The 15,018-nt window shown below is 65.4% G+C and carries 12 protein-coding genes and 1 tRNA gene; 3 read left to right on the top strand and 10 right to left on the bottom strand.

The annotated features are described in order from the left end of the window. Positions 1-112: 112 nt before the first annotated feature. A complete protein-coding gene (gene pcrA, locus JOF47_RS00465) occupies positions 113-2,533 on the bottom strand; it encodes a DNA helicase PcrA (protein ID WP_209995228.1) in 2,421 nt (806 codons plus the stop codon). A gap of 72 nt (positions 2,534-2,605) precedes the next feature. Here pcrA and JOF47_RS00460 point away from each other — a divergent pair, with 72 nt between their 5' ends. Together JOF47_RS00460 and JOF47_RS00455 are read left to right on the top strand one after the other, a co-directional pair. Further along, on the top strand, positions 2,606-3,238 hold the full coding sequence (locus JOF47_RS00460; RefSeq protein ID WP_209995226.1) for a hypothetical protein: 633 nt from the start codon (positions 2,606-2,608) through the stop codon (positions 3,236-3,238). A gap of 99 nt (positions 3,239-3,337) precedes the next feature. Further along, positions 3,338-3,414: transfer RNA gene (locus JOF47_RS00455), tRNA-Arg, on the top strand. A gap of 595 nt (positions 3,415-4,009) precedes the next feature. Here the strand turns inward: JOF47_RS00455 and JOF47_RS00450 are convergent. Then, positions 4,010-5,236, bottom strand: a complete 1,227-nt coding sequence (locus JOF47_RS00450; protein WP_209995225.1) for an ROK family transcriptional regulator — start codon at positions 5,234-5,236, stop codon at positions 4,010-4,012. Positions 5,237-5,441: 205 nt separating this feature from the next. Here JOF47_RS00450 and JOF47_RS00445 point away from each other — a divergent pair, with 205 nt between their 5' ends. Beyond that, positions 5,442-5,843, top strand: a complete 402-nt coding sequence (locus JOF47_RS00445) for an NUDIX hydrolase (RefSeq protein ID WP_342592668.1) — start codon at positions 5,442-5,444, stop codon at positions 5,841-5,843. 25 nt (positions 5,844-5,868) lie between these two features. Here the strand turns inward: JOF47_RS00445 and JOF47_RS00440 are convergent, their stop codons facing one another. The 8 genes from JOF47_RS00440 to JOF47_RS00405 all read right to left on the bottom strand — a co-directional run bounded on the left by JOF47_RS00440 (position 5,869) and on the right by JOF47_RS00405 (position 15,011). Continuing rightward, entirely contained in the window at positions 5,869-7,725 is a 1,857-nt protein-coding gene (locus tag JOF47_RS00440) for an ABC transporter ATP-binding protein (RefSeq protein WP_209995224.1), read from the bottom strand. Positions 7,726-7,855: 130 nt separating this feature from the next. Then, complete coding sequence (locus JOF47_RS00435) at positions 7,856-10,177, bottom strand: FdhF/YdeP family oxidoreductase (protein ID WP_209995223.1); 2,322 nt, start codon at positions 10,175-10,177, stop codon at positions 7,856-7,858. Positions 10,178-10,290: 113 nt separating this feature from the next. Beyond that, on the bottom strand, positions 10,291-11,121 hold the full coding sequence (gene fdhD / locus JOF47_RS00430; RefSeq protein ID WP_209995222.1) for a formate dehydrogenase accessory sulfurtransferase FdhD: 831 nt from the start codon (positions 11,119-11,121) through the stop codon (positions 10,291-10,293). 60 nt (positions 11,122-11,181) lie between these two features. Next, complete coding sequence (locus JOF47_RS00425; RefSeq protein ID WP_209995221.1) at positions 11,182-12,387, bottom strand: molybdopterin molybdotransferase MoeA; 1,206 nt, start codon at positions 12,385-12,387, stop codon at positions 11,182-11,184. 3 nt (positions 12,388-12,390) lie between these two features. Continuing rightward, on the bottom strand, positions 12,391-12,669 hold the full coding sequence (locus JOF47_RS00420) for a DUF6457 domain-containing protein (RefSeq protein WP_209995220.1): 279 nt from the start codon (positions 12,667-12,669) through the stop codon (positions 12,391-12,393). A gap of 15 nt (positions 12,670-12,684) precedes the next feature. Beyond that, the gene (gene mobA / locus JOF47_RS00415) at positions 12,685-13,353 is read right to left on the bottom strand and encodes a molybdenum cofactor guanylyltransferase (RefSeq protein WP_209995219.1); all 669 of its coding nucleotides are present in this window, start codon (positions 13,351-13,353) and stop codon (positions 12,685-12,687) included. Then, complete coding sequence (locus tag JOF47_RS00410) at positions 13,350-13,847, bottom strand: HNH endonuclease (protein ID WP_209995218.1); 498 nt, start codon at positions 13,845-13,847, stop codon at positions 13,350-13,352. Before JOF47_RS00410 ends, mobA begins: the two co-directional genes overlap by 4 nt. Before the next feature lie 237 nt (positions 13,848-14,084). Continuing rightward, positions 14,085-15,011 (bottom strand): F510_1955 family glycosylhydrolase, encoded by a 927-nt coding sequence (locus JOF47_RS00405; RefSeq protein WP_245356195.1) that lies wholly within the window; start codon positions 15,009-15,011, stop codon positions 14,085-14,087. Positions 15,012-15,018: the final 7 nt, after the last annotated feature.

Here is a 15,018-nt window from a genome sequence, read left to right as displayed (position 1 = left end):
ATGCACCTTCAGACTAACGCGTTCCAACGCAATGGCACAGTTCTACAAAATGTAGAGACGGACCCGGCGCAATGACCGCGGTCCCCGGAGAGTAAAATACTCCGCAAAAACGCTAGTCAAGCCTAGTCAAGGGTGCGTATCTAAGCAGCAAGCGCTTTTCGGCATCCGCAAACTTCACCTTCGCGACCGTCTTGTCCCCGGCGCCCTCCAGCGCCAAGACAACGCCCTGCCCGAAGGTGCCGTGCGAGACCTTGTCGCCGATGTTCAGCGCGATGATTTCCTTGTTGGGTTGGACACGCGCGCTGCGCACCGCTGCCCGCGCGGTGGGTGCGGTGCGCAGCGTGTGCTCTTCGCTGGCACCGCTCAGGCGCGTGGCTCCCCCACCCGTGTTGCCGCGTCCCGCGCCCCAATACGAGCCGGATTCGTAGCGGCTGGTGGCAAAGTTTCCGCTGCCTCCGAATGAATCAAAGGACGAACGCTTGGTGCCTTCGCGCTTCCAATCCAGCAAGTCAACCGGTATTTCCTCAAGGAACTGGCTTGCGGGGTTGTACTGGGACTGGCCCCACAGGCTGCGGTACTCGGCACGGGTGAGGTAGAGGCGCTCCCGGGCACGGGTCAGCCCCACATAGGCCAGCCGGCGTTCCTCGGCGAGTTCCTTCTCGTCGGTCAGCGAACGCTGGTGCGGGAAGATCCCGTGCTCCATGCCGGTGAGGAACACCACGGGGAACTCGAGCCCCTTGGCCGTGTGAAGCGTCATCAGGGTGACGAATCCCTCGCGGCGGGCCATGTTGGCACCCTCGTCGTCGCTCGGGGCCTCCGGGATCTGGTCCGCGTCGGCGACCAGTGCCACGCGTTCGAGGAAGTCGGTGAGCGTGCCCTCGGGGTTTTCCTTCATGAAGTCGCGCACCACGGCCACCAGTTCGGCGAGGTTTTCCACGCGCGACTCATCCTGCGGGTCGTTGGAGGAACGCAGCATTTCCAGGTATCCGGTTTGCTCGAGCACCGCTTCGAGGGCTTCGGCCGGACCGGACCCGTCCGCCACCACCGCCAGGTCGTCGATGATTTTGACGAACGCGGCAATCATGTTCTGGCCCCGCGTACCCAGGCCAGGCGCTTCGTCCGCCCGGCGCAGGGCCTCCATGAAGGAAATGCGTTCGCGTTCGGCAAGCGCGGCGACCGAATACTCTGCCCGGTCGCCGATGCCGCGCTTGGGTTCGTTGAGGATGCGGCGGACATTGATGTCGTCCTCGGGATTCATCAGGACCCGGAGGTACGCCAAGGCGTCCTTGACTTCCTTGCGGTCGTAGAAGCGGGTCCCGCCAATGACCTTGTACTTCAGGTCCACGCGCATCAGCTGCTCTTCGAGCGAACGCGACTGGGCGTTGGTTCGGTAGAAGATCGCGACGTCCCCGGGGCGGATGTCTTCCTCGTCGTTCAGGCGGAGGATCTCGTCGGCGATCCAGCGCGCTTCATCGGATTCGGATTCACCCACATAGCCGATGATTTTTTCGCCGTCACCCTCGGCCGTCCACAGACGCTTCTCGGGGCGGTTCGGGTTGCGCTTGATGACTTCATTGGCCGCGGAAAGAATCGTTTGCGTGGAGCGGTAGTTTTGCTCCAGCTTGATGGTTTCGGCGTCCGGGTAATCCTTGGAAAATTCCACGATGTTGCGGATGTCCGCACCGCGGAATGCGTAAATCGACTGGTCGGAATCGCCGACCACGGTCAGCTCCCCGCCCGGGGTGGGGCCGTCGGGCCCGGTCAGCTCGCGCACCAACGCGTACTGGGCGTGGTTGGTGTCCTGGTACTCGTCGACCATGACGTGGCGGAAGCGCCTGCGGTAGTTGTCCGCCACCGCGGGGAATGCGCGGAAGATGTTGACCACGTGCGCAATCAGGTCGTCAAAGTCCAGGGCGTTTGCCGCGCGCAGGCGCTCGGCGTATCCGCGGTAGACCTGTGAGACCGCGCGCGCGAAGGGGTCGTTGGAATCGACGGTCGCGGCATATTGCTCGTCGTCGATCAGCTCGTTCTTGAGCGCGGAAATCTTGTGGGCCATGGACTTCGGCGTGAACCGTTTAGGGTCCAGCTCCAGGCCCTTGGAAACCATAGTGATCAGGCGCAGCGAATCGGCCGAATCGTAAATCGAGAAGCTCGACTTCAGCCCCACCGCGGCGGCTTCGCGGCGCAGGATGCGCACGCACGAAGAGTGGAAGGTCGATATCCACATCTTCTTGGCCACGTCGTCGCCCACCAATGCCGCAATGCGTTCACGCATTTCAGCCGCGGCCTTGTTGGTGAAGGTAATGGCCAGGATTTCATGCGGGCGTGCGCGCCCCGTGGCCAGCAGGTAGGCAATCCGGTGCGAGAGCACACGGGTCTTGCCCGAGCCCGCCCCGGCAACGATGAGCAGTGGTGAACCGGCATGCTTGACTGCCTGTTCCTGCTGCGGGTTCAGGCCCCTGAGGAGCTCGAGGGCGTCCGGCAGTGGCTGGGCTGGAGCGGGTGCGACGAAGTCATCGAAAAGGAAATCCATGATGGGCCCTAGTCTACGTGGAGCCTGCCCCGCCTTGGCCGGCAGGCGGGCAAACGAAGGCATAATTGGTTCATGGCCAAGTCACGCAAGTCGAAACAGTACAACCGCTCTGCCCCCGCGGCACCGGTCGTCAATCCATCAACGGAACGCACGCCTGAGCAGGCACAGGGCAACGGAAACCTGATCCTGGTGGCAGGCGTCGGCGCAGTGATTCTCCTCTTCTGGTACTACCACCTGCTGACGTTGAACCAGATGGCCGACCTGTCCAACGGCCTGATGATGCCGGACCAGATGATCGGCGGCTATTCCGTCGAACACATCGAGGCCTTGCGGGCCGCCATGGATCCGAATGCCGTCGGCCAGCTGAACTACCTCCACAAGACCGCGGGCCTGCTCTTCCCGCTTTTCCTGGCCCTTGTCACGATGCTTGCGGTGAACCTCAATACCTCGCGCGGTCCCGTGCGGTGGGTGCTGTGGGCGGTGCCAATGCTGTTCGCCGTGGTTGACCTGTGGGAGAACATCGCCATCGACGCGCTCTTCAACGGTCCTGTCGATCCGGCCGCGGTTGCGCTGGCCTCGACGCTGACCACCATACGCTGGATCCTACTCTTCGCCACCGTTGCGATCCTGGTCGGGGTGTTGGTGGCTTCGTTCATTCGCACATTCCGCGAGAAGTGGGAAGCCTCGAAGCAGGGGTTGCTCTAACTTTCGGTTGGCGGCACTCCGTGCGACGTGCGGGGTGCCGCTTCCAAAATTTTTGTCGAAAAACCGCTACGATTAGTAGGGCTCGTTTCGACGAAGCAAGCCTCTGTAGCTCAGTTGGATAGAGCGACCCTCTCCTAAAGGGTAGGCCGTCGGTTCAATTCCGGCCAGGGGCACCAAAACGGTATGACCTGCACTCGTGCAGGTCATACCGCGTTTAAGGCTCTGCCGAAGAATCCGGCCGCCATTGATGTTGGCCGCGGAGCGCGTGCAGCGCACCGGACGTGTCCGCATCCAACCGCAGGTGCCCATGGATGGGCACCAGCCGGGTTTGGAAATGGAGTGTTTAAAAATGCCGCCCCTGCGAATCCGGGCGTCGTTTCCAGCTGCCTGCGCTTGCTGCACGGAAGGTCTGCCACGTGCCTGCGGCGGCGGAGTCCCGCCGCCTCGGGGCAGCCGAGATCGGCCGAAATGGCCGTTAAGAAAAAGGTGCCGTCGACCGGTGAAATGTGGGATAACTCCCATTACATCCCACATCACCGGTCGACGGCGTCGGAGTGGCTCCCCAGCAGCCGACCTGCCGTTCCCCCACACATCAAAATTGCGGACAATCGAGACTTTCACGCAAACAACGGTGGGCAGTTCGGTTGCTACCAACTCCTACCGGACATCTAAATCCATTTGAAAAGGTTTGTCAACCGGGTCACCTAATTCACGCGAAAGGGCCGTCCGTGTGCGTAACCGAACGACCCTTCAACGTATTTTTACGACCTTTTAGCGCAGCAGGAGTGCAGCGGCCTTCGGAGACAAGGCTGCGTCCATTACGGCACAGGCCCCGCCGATTGCCCCGGCTTCCGGCCCAAGCGTCGAGGAACGAACCTCAATGCCGTGCACGTTCTTGGAGGTGAACCGCTCATTGATGATCTCGCGGACACCGTCAAGGCAATAGTCCCCGACCTCGGACCACAGGGGTCCGCCAAAGATGACCTGGGAAACGTCAAGTGCGTTGCAGAGCTGTCCGGCGACCTGCCCGACCTTGCCCATGCATTCACGCATGAGTGACGCGGCATTTTCGTTACCCTCATCGGCCATCTTCACGATCTGGCTCATGCCTTCGGCGCGTTCTTCGGGGTTTCCGTCATCCGGAACGGTCAACGTCAAACCGACTGCCCGGGCCTTCTGCGCCACATGGTTGAACGCCAGCGAGGCGTGCAGGCAATCGTTGCGGCCGCAGGTGCAAGGCTGGGCGACAACGCCGGTGGAGTAGTGGCCGATCTCGCCGGCGTTGTTGCTGACGCCGCGGTGGATTTCCCCGTTGAGAACCATGCCCGCGCCGATGCCGGCACCGACATACATGAGGATGAAATTGTCCCGCGCCGCGTCGTTGCCCTTCCACAATTCCGCGATGGATGCGGCAATCGTGTCTTTTTCGAGGATGACGTCCAGGTTCAGCATGCGTCGCAGCGGTTCGACGACCTCCACGTCTTTCCAACCGTCTAGCAACGGCGGATCGATCATGAGACCGCGTTCGCGGTCCAGCGGACCCGGTGCCGCCACGCCGACACCGACGATATTGGCGCGCGGCATTCCGGATTCGATGATGATCTCTTCCACGGTCTTGGCCATGGTTTCAACGGTCTTCTCGGGCACCTCGACCGGTGGGATGTCCAGCCGGCGGGAATGCAATACTTCGCCACGCAGGTTCAGCATGACGACGGAGATAACACCGGGATCCAGGTGGATTCCGATGGCAACCATGCGGTTGGCTTCCAGCTCCAAGACGGTTCGGGGCTTGCCCGGACCGGAAACGATGGTGCGGTCCTCGCGGACCAAGCCTTCATCGAGCAATCGGCGTACGACATTTGAGATGGTCTGTGGAGAAAGTCCCGTGGAACCGGCAAGCTCAACACGGCTTACCCCGTCGACGGCGCGACGAATCGACTCAAAAATTACCGCCTGATTAAAATCCCCGAGTCGACCTAAGTTGGTGCCCCGCTGCATCAATTCTCCATTTGTAGATCCATAAATGATCCCCCGTTGGCCGTACCCTTGTCCGGATTGTCCCAGTATCCGGTCGGCACACGATGAGTCATTGTGCCGAGCGCAGTACCGCTATTCGTTACACGCCAATAGCCGAGCCCACAATCCGCCCACAGAGCACGTTATCATCCTCGCATGTGGATTTGGCTGTTGTTAAGCTCAAGGTGTGCCAAAGATTCTTACCATCGCCGCCATGCGGCTTCTTGACCCCGCGGGACGCATCCTCTTGGTGCGAAAACGCGAGACCACCATGTTCATGCAGCCGGGCGGAAAGCTCGAACCCGACGAAAGTCCAGAGGCCGCGGTGCTGCGGGAAGTGCGGGAGGAAATCGGCCTGGTTTTTGCCCCGGAACAGGTGGAATTCCTGGGACGCTGGGACGGTCCTGCGGCAAACGAGGCCGATACCGAGATCCACGCCTACCTATACGGGGCAACGACAACGGATGCACCGTGCATCCAGGCCGAGATCGAGCAGATGATGTGGCTAAGCCCCGCGGTTGCCATGGAGCGCGACGATATCGCGCCGTTGCTGCGCGACCACGTCCTTCCTTCGTTGCTGGGCGGCTAACCCCGCCCCGGGCCGGAGGCCCTGTTTACTGGGCAAACTGGGTTTCGTGCAGCTCGGCATAGCGACCTCCGGCCGCCAGGAGCTCGGTGTGGGTCCCGCGCTCAACGATCCGGCCGCCTTCAACCACCAGGATCTGGTCGGCCGAGCGAATGGTCGAGAGCCGGTGCGCGATGACCAGGGCAGTGCGGTTTTCCAGTGCCTCGGCGAGGGCCGCCTGGACGGCCGCCTCGTTGGACGAATCCAGCGCGGCCGTCGCCTCGTCGAGGATGACGACCTGCGGTGCCGCAAGAAGCAGTCGCGCGATGGTCATGCGTTGGCGTTCGCCGCCGGACAGCCTGTAGCCGCGCTCCCCTACCACCGTGTCCAGCCCGTCGGGCAACGCCTCGATGGTCGGCTGCAGCCGGGCCCGGGTCAGCGCCTGCCAAATCTCCTCGTCGCTGGCCCCGGGCTTCGCCAGGCGCAGGTTCGCGCCGATGGTCTCGTGGAAAAGGTGCCCGTCCTGGGTCACCATCGACACGGTGGACCGCAGCGAATCCAGTTTCAGTTCGCGGATGTCGACCCCGGCCAGTTCGACCGCACCGGAATCGACGTCGTAGAGCCGCGCAAGCAGCGAGGCGATGGTCGACTTGCCCGCACCCGAGGAGCCCACCAACGCGACGGTGGAACCCGCGGGGATCTCGAAGTCGATGCCGTGCAGCACCGTTTCCCCGCCCCGGGTGTCGAGCACCGCAACGTCTTCCAGCGAGGCCAGCGAAACCTTCTCGGCGCTCGGGTAGGCGAAGGACACGGCCTTGAACTTCACGTCCACCGGCCCCGGGTCCAGGACGACGGCGGTCGGCGAATCGGTGATCAGGGGCTTGAGGTCCAGGATCTCAAAAACCCTGTCGAAGCTCACCAGGGCGCTGGTGATTTCCACCCGGGCGTTGGCCAGCGCGGTCAGCGGCGAATACAGCTGGACCAGCAACATGCCCAGGACCACCACATCGCCGGCGGCGAGCTGGCCGCGGATCGCATACACGCCGCCCAGGCCGTAGACGAGCGCCAGTGCAAGGGCCGCCACCAGGGTGAGCATCGTGACGAAGAAGAACTGGCGCATCGTCATCTTCACGCCGATGTCCCGGACCCGTCCGGCGCGCATGGCAAACTGCCCGGATTCATCGGCGGGACGGCCGAAGAGCTTGATCAGGGTGGCGCCGGGGGCGGAGAACCGTTCGGTCATCTGCGTGGCCATGGAGGCGTTGAGGTCCGCCGATTCCCTGCGCAGCAGGGCCAAGGTGCGGCCGAACCGGCGCGCCGGGAACAGGAAGATCGGCAGCAGCACCAGGGCCGCGAGCGTGACCTGCCACGAGGTGGAGAACATGACGCCGGCCGTCAGCACCAGGGCAACGACGTTCGAGACAAGCCCGGACAGGGTGCCGGCGAAGGCCGCCTGGGCCCCGATGACGTCGTTGTTCAGCCTGCTCACCAGCGCGCCGGTGCGGGTCCTGGTGAAGAAGGCAACCGGCATCTTCTGCACGTGGTCAAAGACGGCGGTGCGCAGGTCGAAGATGATGCCTTCGCCGAGCCTTGAGGAAAACCAGCGCACGATCAGCGAAAAGATCGCGCTGAAGACGGCGACCACGGCGATCATCCCGGCAAGCCCGAGCACCGTCGCGGCATCGCTCTGGGCGACGATCGCGTCGACGACCCGGCCGGCCAGGACCGGGGTCACGACGGTCAGGACCGCCGCGCATACCGAGAAGAAGACGAACACCAACAGCTGCTTCTTGTAGACCCCGGCGAAAGCCAGGACCCGTCGCGGCGTGGTCGGCGCATACGCCTTGCCCTTTTCCTGGCCCGACATCCGCCACAGCGAATTCCAGGCAACACTTTCCATGCTCATGAGGGTTCCGCCAAATCTAGGGTGTGGCCCTGATGCGTGCCACGAGATTTCCTGCACCAAACAACCGGGCCGCGAACGGTCCGAGGTGCAGACCCACTATACCGGCGGGCGCGGCGCGGCGGGCTCGGCGCTAGCTGTCCAGCGTGGGGCCCGGCTGCAGGGAGTGCGGCACAAAACGCACGGTCATGGCCTTGAACCCGGGCGTGTTGGATTCACGGGCCACCAGGTCGCGGTGCACCAGTGCGTTGGCCTCCGGGAAGTACGCGGCGGCGCACCCCTTGGCCGTCGGGTAGGAAACCAGGCGGAACCTGTTGGCGCGGCGTTCGGTGCCGCGGAACGTCGAAATGACGTCGACCAGCGCCTTGTCCTCAAGGCCCAGTTCCACCAGGTCCTCCGGGTTGATCAGGATGACGCGGCGCCCGTCCTTGATGCCGCGGTAGCGGTCGTCCAGCCCGTAGAACGTGGTGTTGTACTGGTCGTGGCTGCGCATCGTCTGCAGGATCAGGTGCCCCTCCGGCGCGTGCAGCGCCTCGAACGGCGAGACCGTGAACCTGCCCTTGCCGATGTCCGTGGCGAAGGAGCGGGTGTCGCGCGGCGGGTTGGGCAGCACAAATCCGTTGCGGCCGCGCACCCGGCGGTTGAAGTCCTCGAAGCCCGGCAGCACCCGGGAGATGTGGTCGCGGATGACGTCGTAGTCCTCGGCCATCCCCTTCCAGGGGACCACGTGGTCCTCGCCCAGGATGGCGGTGGCCATGCGCGCGACGATGACCGGCTCGGCGAGCAGGTGCTCAGAGACCGGCTTCAGCCGGCCCTGGGTCGAGTGGATGACCGACATCGAGTCCTCCACCGAGAGGAACTGCGGCCCGCCGGAGTGCTTGTCGTCCCGGTCGGTGCGGCCCAGGGTGGGCAGGATGATGGAGGTCTGCCCGTGCACCACGTGGGAGCGGTTGGGCTTGGTGGAGATGTGGACGGTGAGCTTGGCGCGCTGCATGCCGGCCTCCAGCGCCTCGGTCTCCGCGTTGGCCAGGGCGAAGTTGCCGCCCATCGACACGAACACGTCGACCTCGTCCTTCTCGAAGGCGTCGAGCGCCTCGGTGGAGTCGTAGCCGTGGGCGCGCGGGGAGTCGATCTTGAATTCCGCGTCGAGGGCCGCCAGCAGCTTCTCCCCCGGCTTCTCCCAGATGCCCATGGTCCGATCGCCCTGGACGTTCGAGTGTCCGCGCACCGGGCAGGCGCCGGCGCCCGGCTTGCCGAAGTTGCCCTGCATCAGCAGCAGGTTGATGATTTCCTTCAGCGTCGGCACCGAGTGCGGCTGCTGGGTCAGGCCCAGCGCCCAGCAGAAGATCGTCGCCTTGGATTCGATCAGCAGCCCGGCGATCGCCGTGATGTCCGTGCGGGTCAGCCCGGTGGCCTCCTCGGTGGCCTCCCAGTCGAGTTCGGCGCGGGCCGCCTTGTAGGCATCGAAGCCGTCGGTGGCCGAATCGACGAACGCCCGGTCCACCACGGTGCCGGGGTTCTTCTCCTCCGCGGCCAGCAGCAGGTGCCCGAACGCCTGGAAGAGCGCCAGGTCCCCGCCGACCTTGATCTGCAGGAAGTGGCTGCTCACGTCGGTGGACTTGCCGAGCATGCCGCCGACGCTCTGCGGGTCCTTGAAGCCGAAGAACCCGGCCTCCGGCAGCGGGTTCACCGCGACGATGCGGGCCCCGCGCTTGCGGGCCTCGGAGAGCGCCGAAAGCATGCGCGGGTGGTTGGTGCCCGGGTTCTGGCCGACGACAAAGATCAGCTCGGCGTGTTCGAAGTCCTCGAGGGAGACGGTGCCCTTGCCGATGCCGATCGTGGGGTTCAGCGCCGATCCGGAGGATTCGTGGCACATGTTGGAGCAGTCCGGAAGGTTGTTGGTGCCCAGTGAGCGTGCCAGCAGCTGGTACATGAACGCCGTTTCGTTGGCGGTCCGGCCCGAGGTGTAGAAGACGCACTTGTCCGGGGTGGTGGCGTTGACGTGTTCGCCGATGGTGCGGAAGGCCTCGGCCCAGGTGATCGGCGTGTAGTGGGTCTCGCCGGCACGGATGGCCATGGGCTCGGTGATGCGGCCCTGGGAACCAAGCCAGTACTCGGTCTTCTCGCGCAGCACGCCGATGGGGTGTTTGGCCCACCAGGCGGGGGTGACGGTGCGCGCGGTCGCTTCCTCCGCAATCGCCTTGGCCCCGTTTTCGCAGAACTCCGCGGGCTTGCGGGCGCCGGTGATGGACTCGGGCCAGGCGCAACCGGGGCAGTCGAAGCCGCCGCGCTGGTTGATGCGCAGCATCGAACGAATCGTGCGAGTCACGCCGGCCTCGGCGAAGCCACGCTCAAGGGACACCTTGACCGCTTCGACCCCGGCGGCACTGCGCTTCGGCTTGCCGACCAGCAGGTCGTCTTCGTTGATGTCTTGCGTTGGGGCCGGGCGATTCATCTTGTTCCTCCACGTCACTGTGCGGTGTTGTTGCGTTGCTCGCCACCGGGGGCGTGCTGGCACTGGCGTTGCGGCGCCCCGGGGCGGTCCGGGCCGTTGAACCGGTGAACCGACTAGGCGCCTAGTACGCGTTGAGCATGAGTGTATAGGTTCACGCTGCTGGTGCGGGAAAACGCCGCGAGGGTGAGCCCCGATTGTTGCGCCAGCTCAACGGCCAGCGACGACGGCGCGCTGACCGCGGAGAGCACCGGGATCCCCGCCATCGCGGCCTTCTGGACCAACTCGAAGGACGCCCTGCCGGAGACCTGCAAGACGGTCTCGCCCAGCGGAAGCATGCCCTCGCGCAGGGCCGCACCAATGACTTTGTCCACCGCGTTGTGCCTGCCCACGTCCTCACGCAGAACCAGCAATTCGCCGTCCGCGCTGAAAAGGCCCGCCGCATGCACACCGCCGGTGGCGCTGAAAAGCTCCTGTGCCTGACGCAGGGTGTCTGGCATGCCCAGCAGCGTTTCGAGTTCCACCGACCCCGTTTCCGGATCCAGGGAGAAGCTGGATTTCTTGCGCACCTCGTCGATCGAGTTGGTCCCGCAGATCCCGCAGGCGGAGCTTGTCACCACGTGGCGGGCCGCCGACAGGTCCGGGGCCTGGGCGCCGAAGCCCAGCTGCACCTCGATGACGTTGAAGGTCTGGTTGCCCTCCTCGTCGGTGCCGGCGCAGTAGCGCATGGCCACCAGGTGCTCGGCGCGGGAAATGATGCCCTCGGCGAGCAGGAATCCGGCGACCATGTCGAAGTCGTCGCCCGGGGTGCGCATGGAGGTGGTGAACGGGGTGGATCCGAAGCGGATTTCCAGGGGTTCCTCGACGGCGAGTTTTTCCTCGCGGGCGCTCCGCGCGCCGTCAAGGGTGGCGCGGACGACGCGCCTGCGCACTATTTTGCGTCCCATTCTCACGTTCCTTTTTCTTGCTTCCGGCTGTCGCCGGCCAAAGCGGTGGGGGTTCCCCTGCTACCACGGTAGCCGAAGGTAGCCGACTGGGGTTCCGGCCCGTGCTCCGGCCGGTGGGATGACCAGGATCGCCTCGGCCCCGGAGAGCCCGCGCAGCATTGCCGAGCCGACGTGCTCGGCCGGAGCCAGGGCGTCGGGGACGAGCGGGTCGCCGGAGCGCACCCAACGGGCCGGGATGAGCCGGTGCCGGCCCGGAAGCGGTGCGAAGTCTGCGGTGCCGAGCGCCCTGCCGGGTTCCTCCGGTTCCGTGCCGCAGGCGCCGCGCAGCAGCGGGTCCACCAGTGTCGCGACCGCCATCAGCGCCGCCAGCGGGTTGCCCGGCAGCGCCACGAGGATGCGTCCGTCGGGCAGCGCCGCGAGCATCGAGGGGTGCCCCGGACGCATGGCAATGGAGGAAATGATTTCCTTGCCGCCAAGTTCGGCGGCGGCGCTGCGCACGAAGTCGCGGTCGGAGAATCCGGTGCCGCCCGTGGTGATCACGATGTCGGCGGCCAGGGCCTGCACGTCGGTGAGCGCGGCAAGGCTCTGGGCCTGGGAATCGCCGATGCGCGCCGCGCTCGCGGCGCGCCCGCCCAGCGCCGCGATGATCTGCGGCAGGACCGGGGAGAAGCCGTCGCGCACCTGCCCTGGGGCCGGGGTCCCGGAGGTGGTGACCTCGTCCCCGGTGTAGACCAGGTGGACCCTGGGACGGGCGGCAACCAGGAGTTCGTCGTACCCCGCCACCGCCGCGGTGGCCACGACCCCGGCACACAGCACAGTGCCCGCGGCCTGCAGCACGTCGTTCGGGGTGGCCTCGGTGCCGGCCGGGCGGATGTCCGCTCCCGGGGACACAGTCCGGTCGGAGGTGAGCAGCCCGTCGCGCTCGATGGTGTGCTCCAGGCGGATGATGGACTCGGCACCTTCGGGGATCAATGACCCGGTCACCACCGACACCGCTTCGCCCGGGGCCAGAGAGACCCCCGCGGACTCGGCGGGGTTGGGGGCAACCGCGTTGAGCAGCCGCCAGGGCCCCTGCCCGGACACGGCGAATCCGTCCATGGCGGAGGTTGCACAGTGCGGTATGGGGTAGCGGGCCACAAGGTCCCGGGCCAGCACGCGCCCACCGGCCTGGTGCAAGGGAACGAGTTCCGGGGTCAGCCGCAGAGCCCGCCCCAACCGGTGCGCGTCCTGCCGCGCCTGTTCCCAGCCGTGGTCGTGGTCGTGCATGCTCTAGTCGTCGTTGCCGGCGGGGACGCGGGCCTTCAAGACCGCACGGGCCAAGGCATCGGCGGAATCCATGGCGAGCTGCTCGCTTGCCCGTCCCCTGCCCACGGCGAGGCCAGCCGCGTAGCCGGCCAGGTAGGTGGTCAGCGGGGCCGCGGGGCGTACGATGCCGTGGGCCGCAACCCCGGCCAGGGAAAGCACCTGGTCTATGTCGACCTGCGTGTCGGGGAGTTCAAAGGCGGCCAGTAGTTCCCTGACCCAGTCGTCGAGTTCCGCAGCAGGCATTTCGTGTTCTCCTCGTCAGTGGCCGTTTGCCACCGTTATCCCATGACGCCCGGCGTCCCCCGGGGTGTCGACGTCGCTGAAATCCACCTCTGGCAGCTTCAACCGTTCCATCTGCACTGTAGCAAGCAGACGCATCATCGACGCATTCTCCAGGCTGCCGTGGGGTTCGGCCGCCTGCTGGATTGCCGCCTTCAGCGCCTCGGTGGTGATGGCGCAGGCGAGCGTCTGCAGGACCCCGCCGGCGTCCTGTGGGACCCACGCCTCGATTCCTGGGGCCCTGCGGCGCGCCAGCTCGAGCAGCGCCTTCACCACGGGTGCCGGTTCCAGCAGGTCGGCGGCCAACACCACTGTGATTTCCGCGGCGCCGCTTGGCCACTCGGCGCTTTCGTCATCGGGGCCGTCGTCAAGCGCCGCACGGCCCGCGGCCACGGCAGCGGCCGGACCGGCATAGTTGGGGTATTCCCGGGTGATGACCACGCGCTGGCTGTCGGGGGCGTTCTCCATGTACCGGGTCACGGCGTCCGCCAGTGCGTGTGCGCCGACCACTGCAATGCCTTCGGCGTCTTTCACTGCGTTGAGCGCGTGCTCAAGCAGGGTTTCTCCATGGTGTTCCAGCAGAGGCTTGCTCACCCCGCCCAGCCGTGAGCCACGGCCGCCTGCCACGATGATGGCATCAAATTTCATGCTGCGCTCCGAAGGAATGGGCTCCAGGCTTCCGCGGGGCGGTCCAGTTCGGTGATGAACCAGTGGGTGCCGCGTGGAGTGCCGGGTGCAAAACGTAGTTTCCATCCCAACTGTGCCAGCGTCCTGTCGCCTTTGGCGCTATTGCAGCCGTGACATGCCGCCACGAGGTTTTCCCAACTGTCGGCCCCTCCCCTGCTACGCGGAATGATGTGGTCCACCGTGCTGGCGCTGCGGCCGCAGTAGGCACACCGGTGGGCGTCCCTGCGCAGGACTCCGCGGCGTGAGACCTGGAGGTTGCGGCGGTGCGGCATGCGGACGTAGCGGTTCAGCAGGATCACCGTGGGCCGGGGCATGATCTGGTTGGGGCCGACCACCGGGTGCTCTTCATCGGCAGCGAGCACCGTGGCCTTGTCCGTGAAGACAAGCAAAAGTGCCCGGCGAAATGTGACTACCGCCAGCGGTTCAAATCCTGCATTCAGCACTAGGGTTCGCATCGGCGCATCCTTAGATCCCGACCCTGCGCAACAGAGGGACCCGTCCGGAACGGAATCCCTCACGTGACGCGCATGGCTCTGAGCATTGACTCTGGGGCTAGCCTAGGACAAGTGCCGGTGAATCCGCGCGGGTTTAAGTGAAATTGGTTCGAATTCCCTCCGAAGTTTGCGTGTCCACAAATCCGGAAATGGTGTTGCGAAACCCCTAAAAACAGGGTTTCACAACACCATTCGCGTTTACTTGGGCGAAGCGAAGCGCAATTCGAAGCTGGCGGCGCCGTCGGCCGAATGTTCAACGCCCAGCGAGCTCGACACCCAGATCCGGGATCCGTCCGGGCTCATGGCCACCGCGCTGACGGTTCCCTGCAGCACTGCGCCCTGCTTCCAGCTCACGCCGCCGTCTTGGCTGGTCCAGGCGACCCCGTCCGGGGTTACGCCGACGGCCTTGGTGCCGGCCACTGCCAGGTATTGCAGCAGCGGGGTGTTCGCTGCGGGCTCGGTGAATGTCGCGCCGTCGTCCGCAGAGCGCCAGACCCCATGTTCGGTGGCCGCAAGCACGAGGCTTCCGCGTGGATCCGCGGCCAGTGTCGCGGGGAGGATCCTTGAGTCGAGGCCCTTCCACTGGATGCCGTCGGAGGTGGAACGCAACGTCGTGTCGAACCCGATGATGGCGTTTTTGCTTGCCGTCAGGGCGTGGAAGTCAGAAACCCCCGAGCGCGAGAGGCTCTCCCAGGTTTTTCCCTTGTCGGTGGAGCGCATCAGGCCCACGGGGTTTTCCAGGGCGACGCCGGGACCGGGGTGGCCCGAGGCATAGAAACCGCCTTTCCCGAGGGTGAAGCCCATCCAGTCGACGACGGGGCCGATGCGTTGGGCCGGGTTCACCGAGACGTTGTAGAGGCCGTCGTGCGTGGCAAGCAGCACCTGCCCCTTGCCCGGGGCGGCGATGGCATGAACGTGCGCGGTCGGGTATCCAAGGACAGTTTCCGGAGCCTGCGCCGCAGACCTTGCACTTGGTTCCTGCGGCGCGGCGGTTGCCGACGCACCGCCTGCTGCGGCCGGGGTGTCCGTGATTGGCAAGGTCTCACCGGGGCCCTGGGCACAGCTGGCAAGGCCCAAGATGCCGGCCAGCGCCATGGACATGAAGAGTGCCGGCTTCGTTGTCATGATTTTC

Source organism: Paeniglutamicibacter kerguelensis (assembly GCF_017876535.1).
Classification (GTDB): domain Bacteria; phylum Actinomycetota; class Actinomycetes; order Actinomycetales; family Micrococcaceae; genus Paeniglutamicibacter; species Paeniglutamicibacter kerguelensis.
The sequence above is the reverse complement of the archived record's forward strand: the minus strand, read 5'-3'. Positions and strand labels throughout refer to the sequence as shown.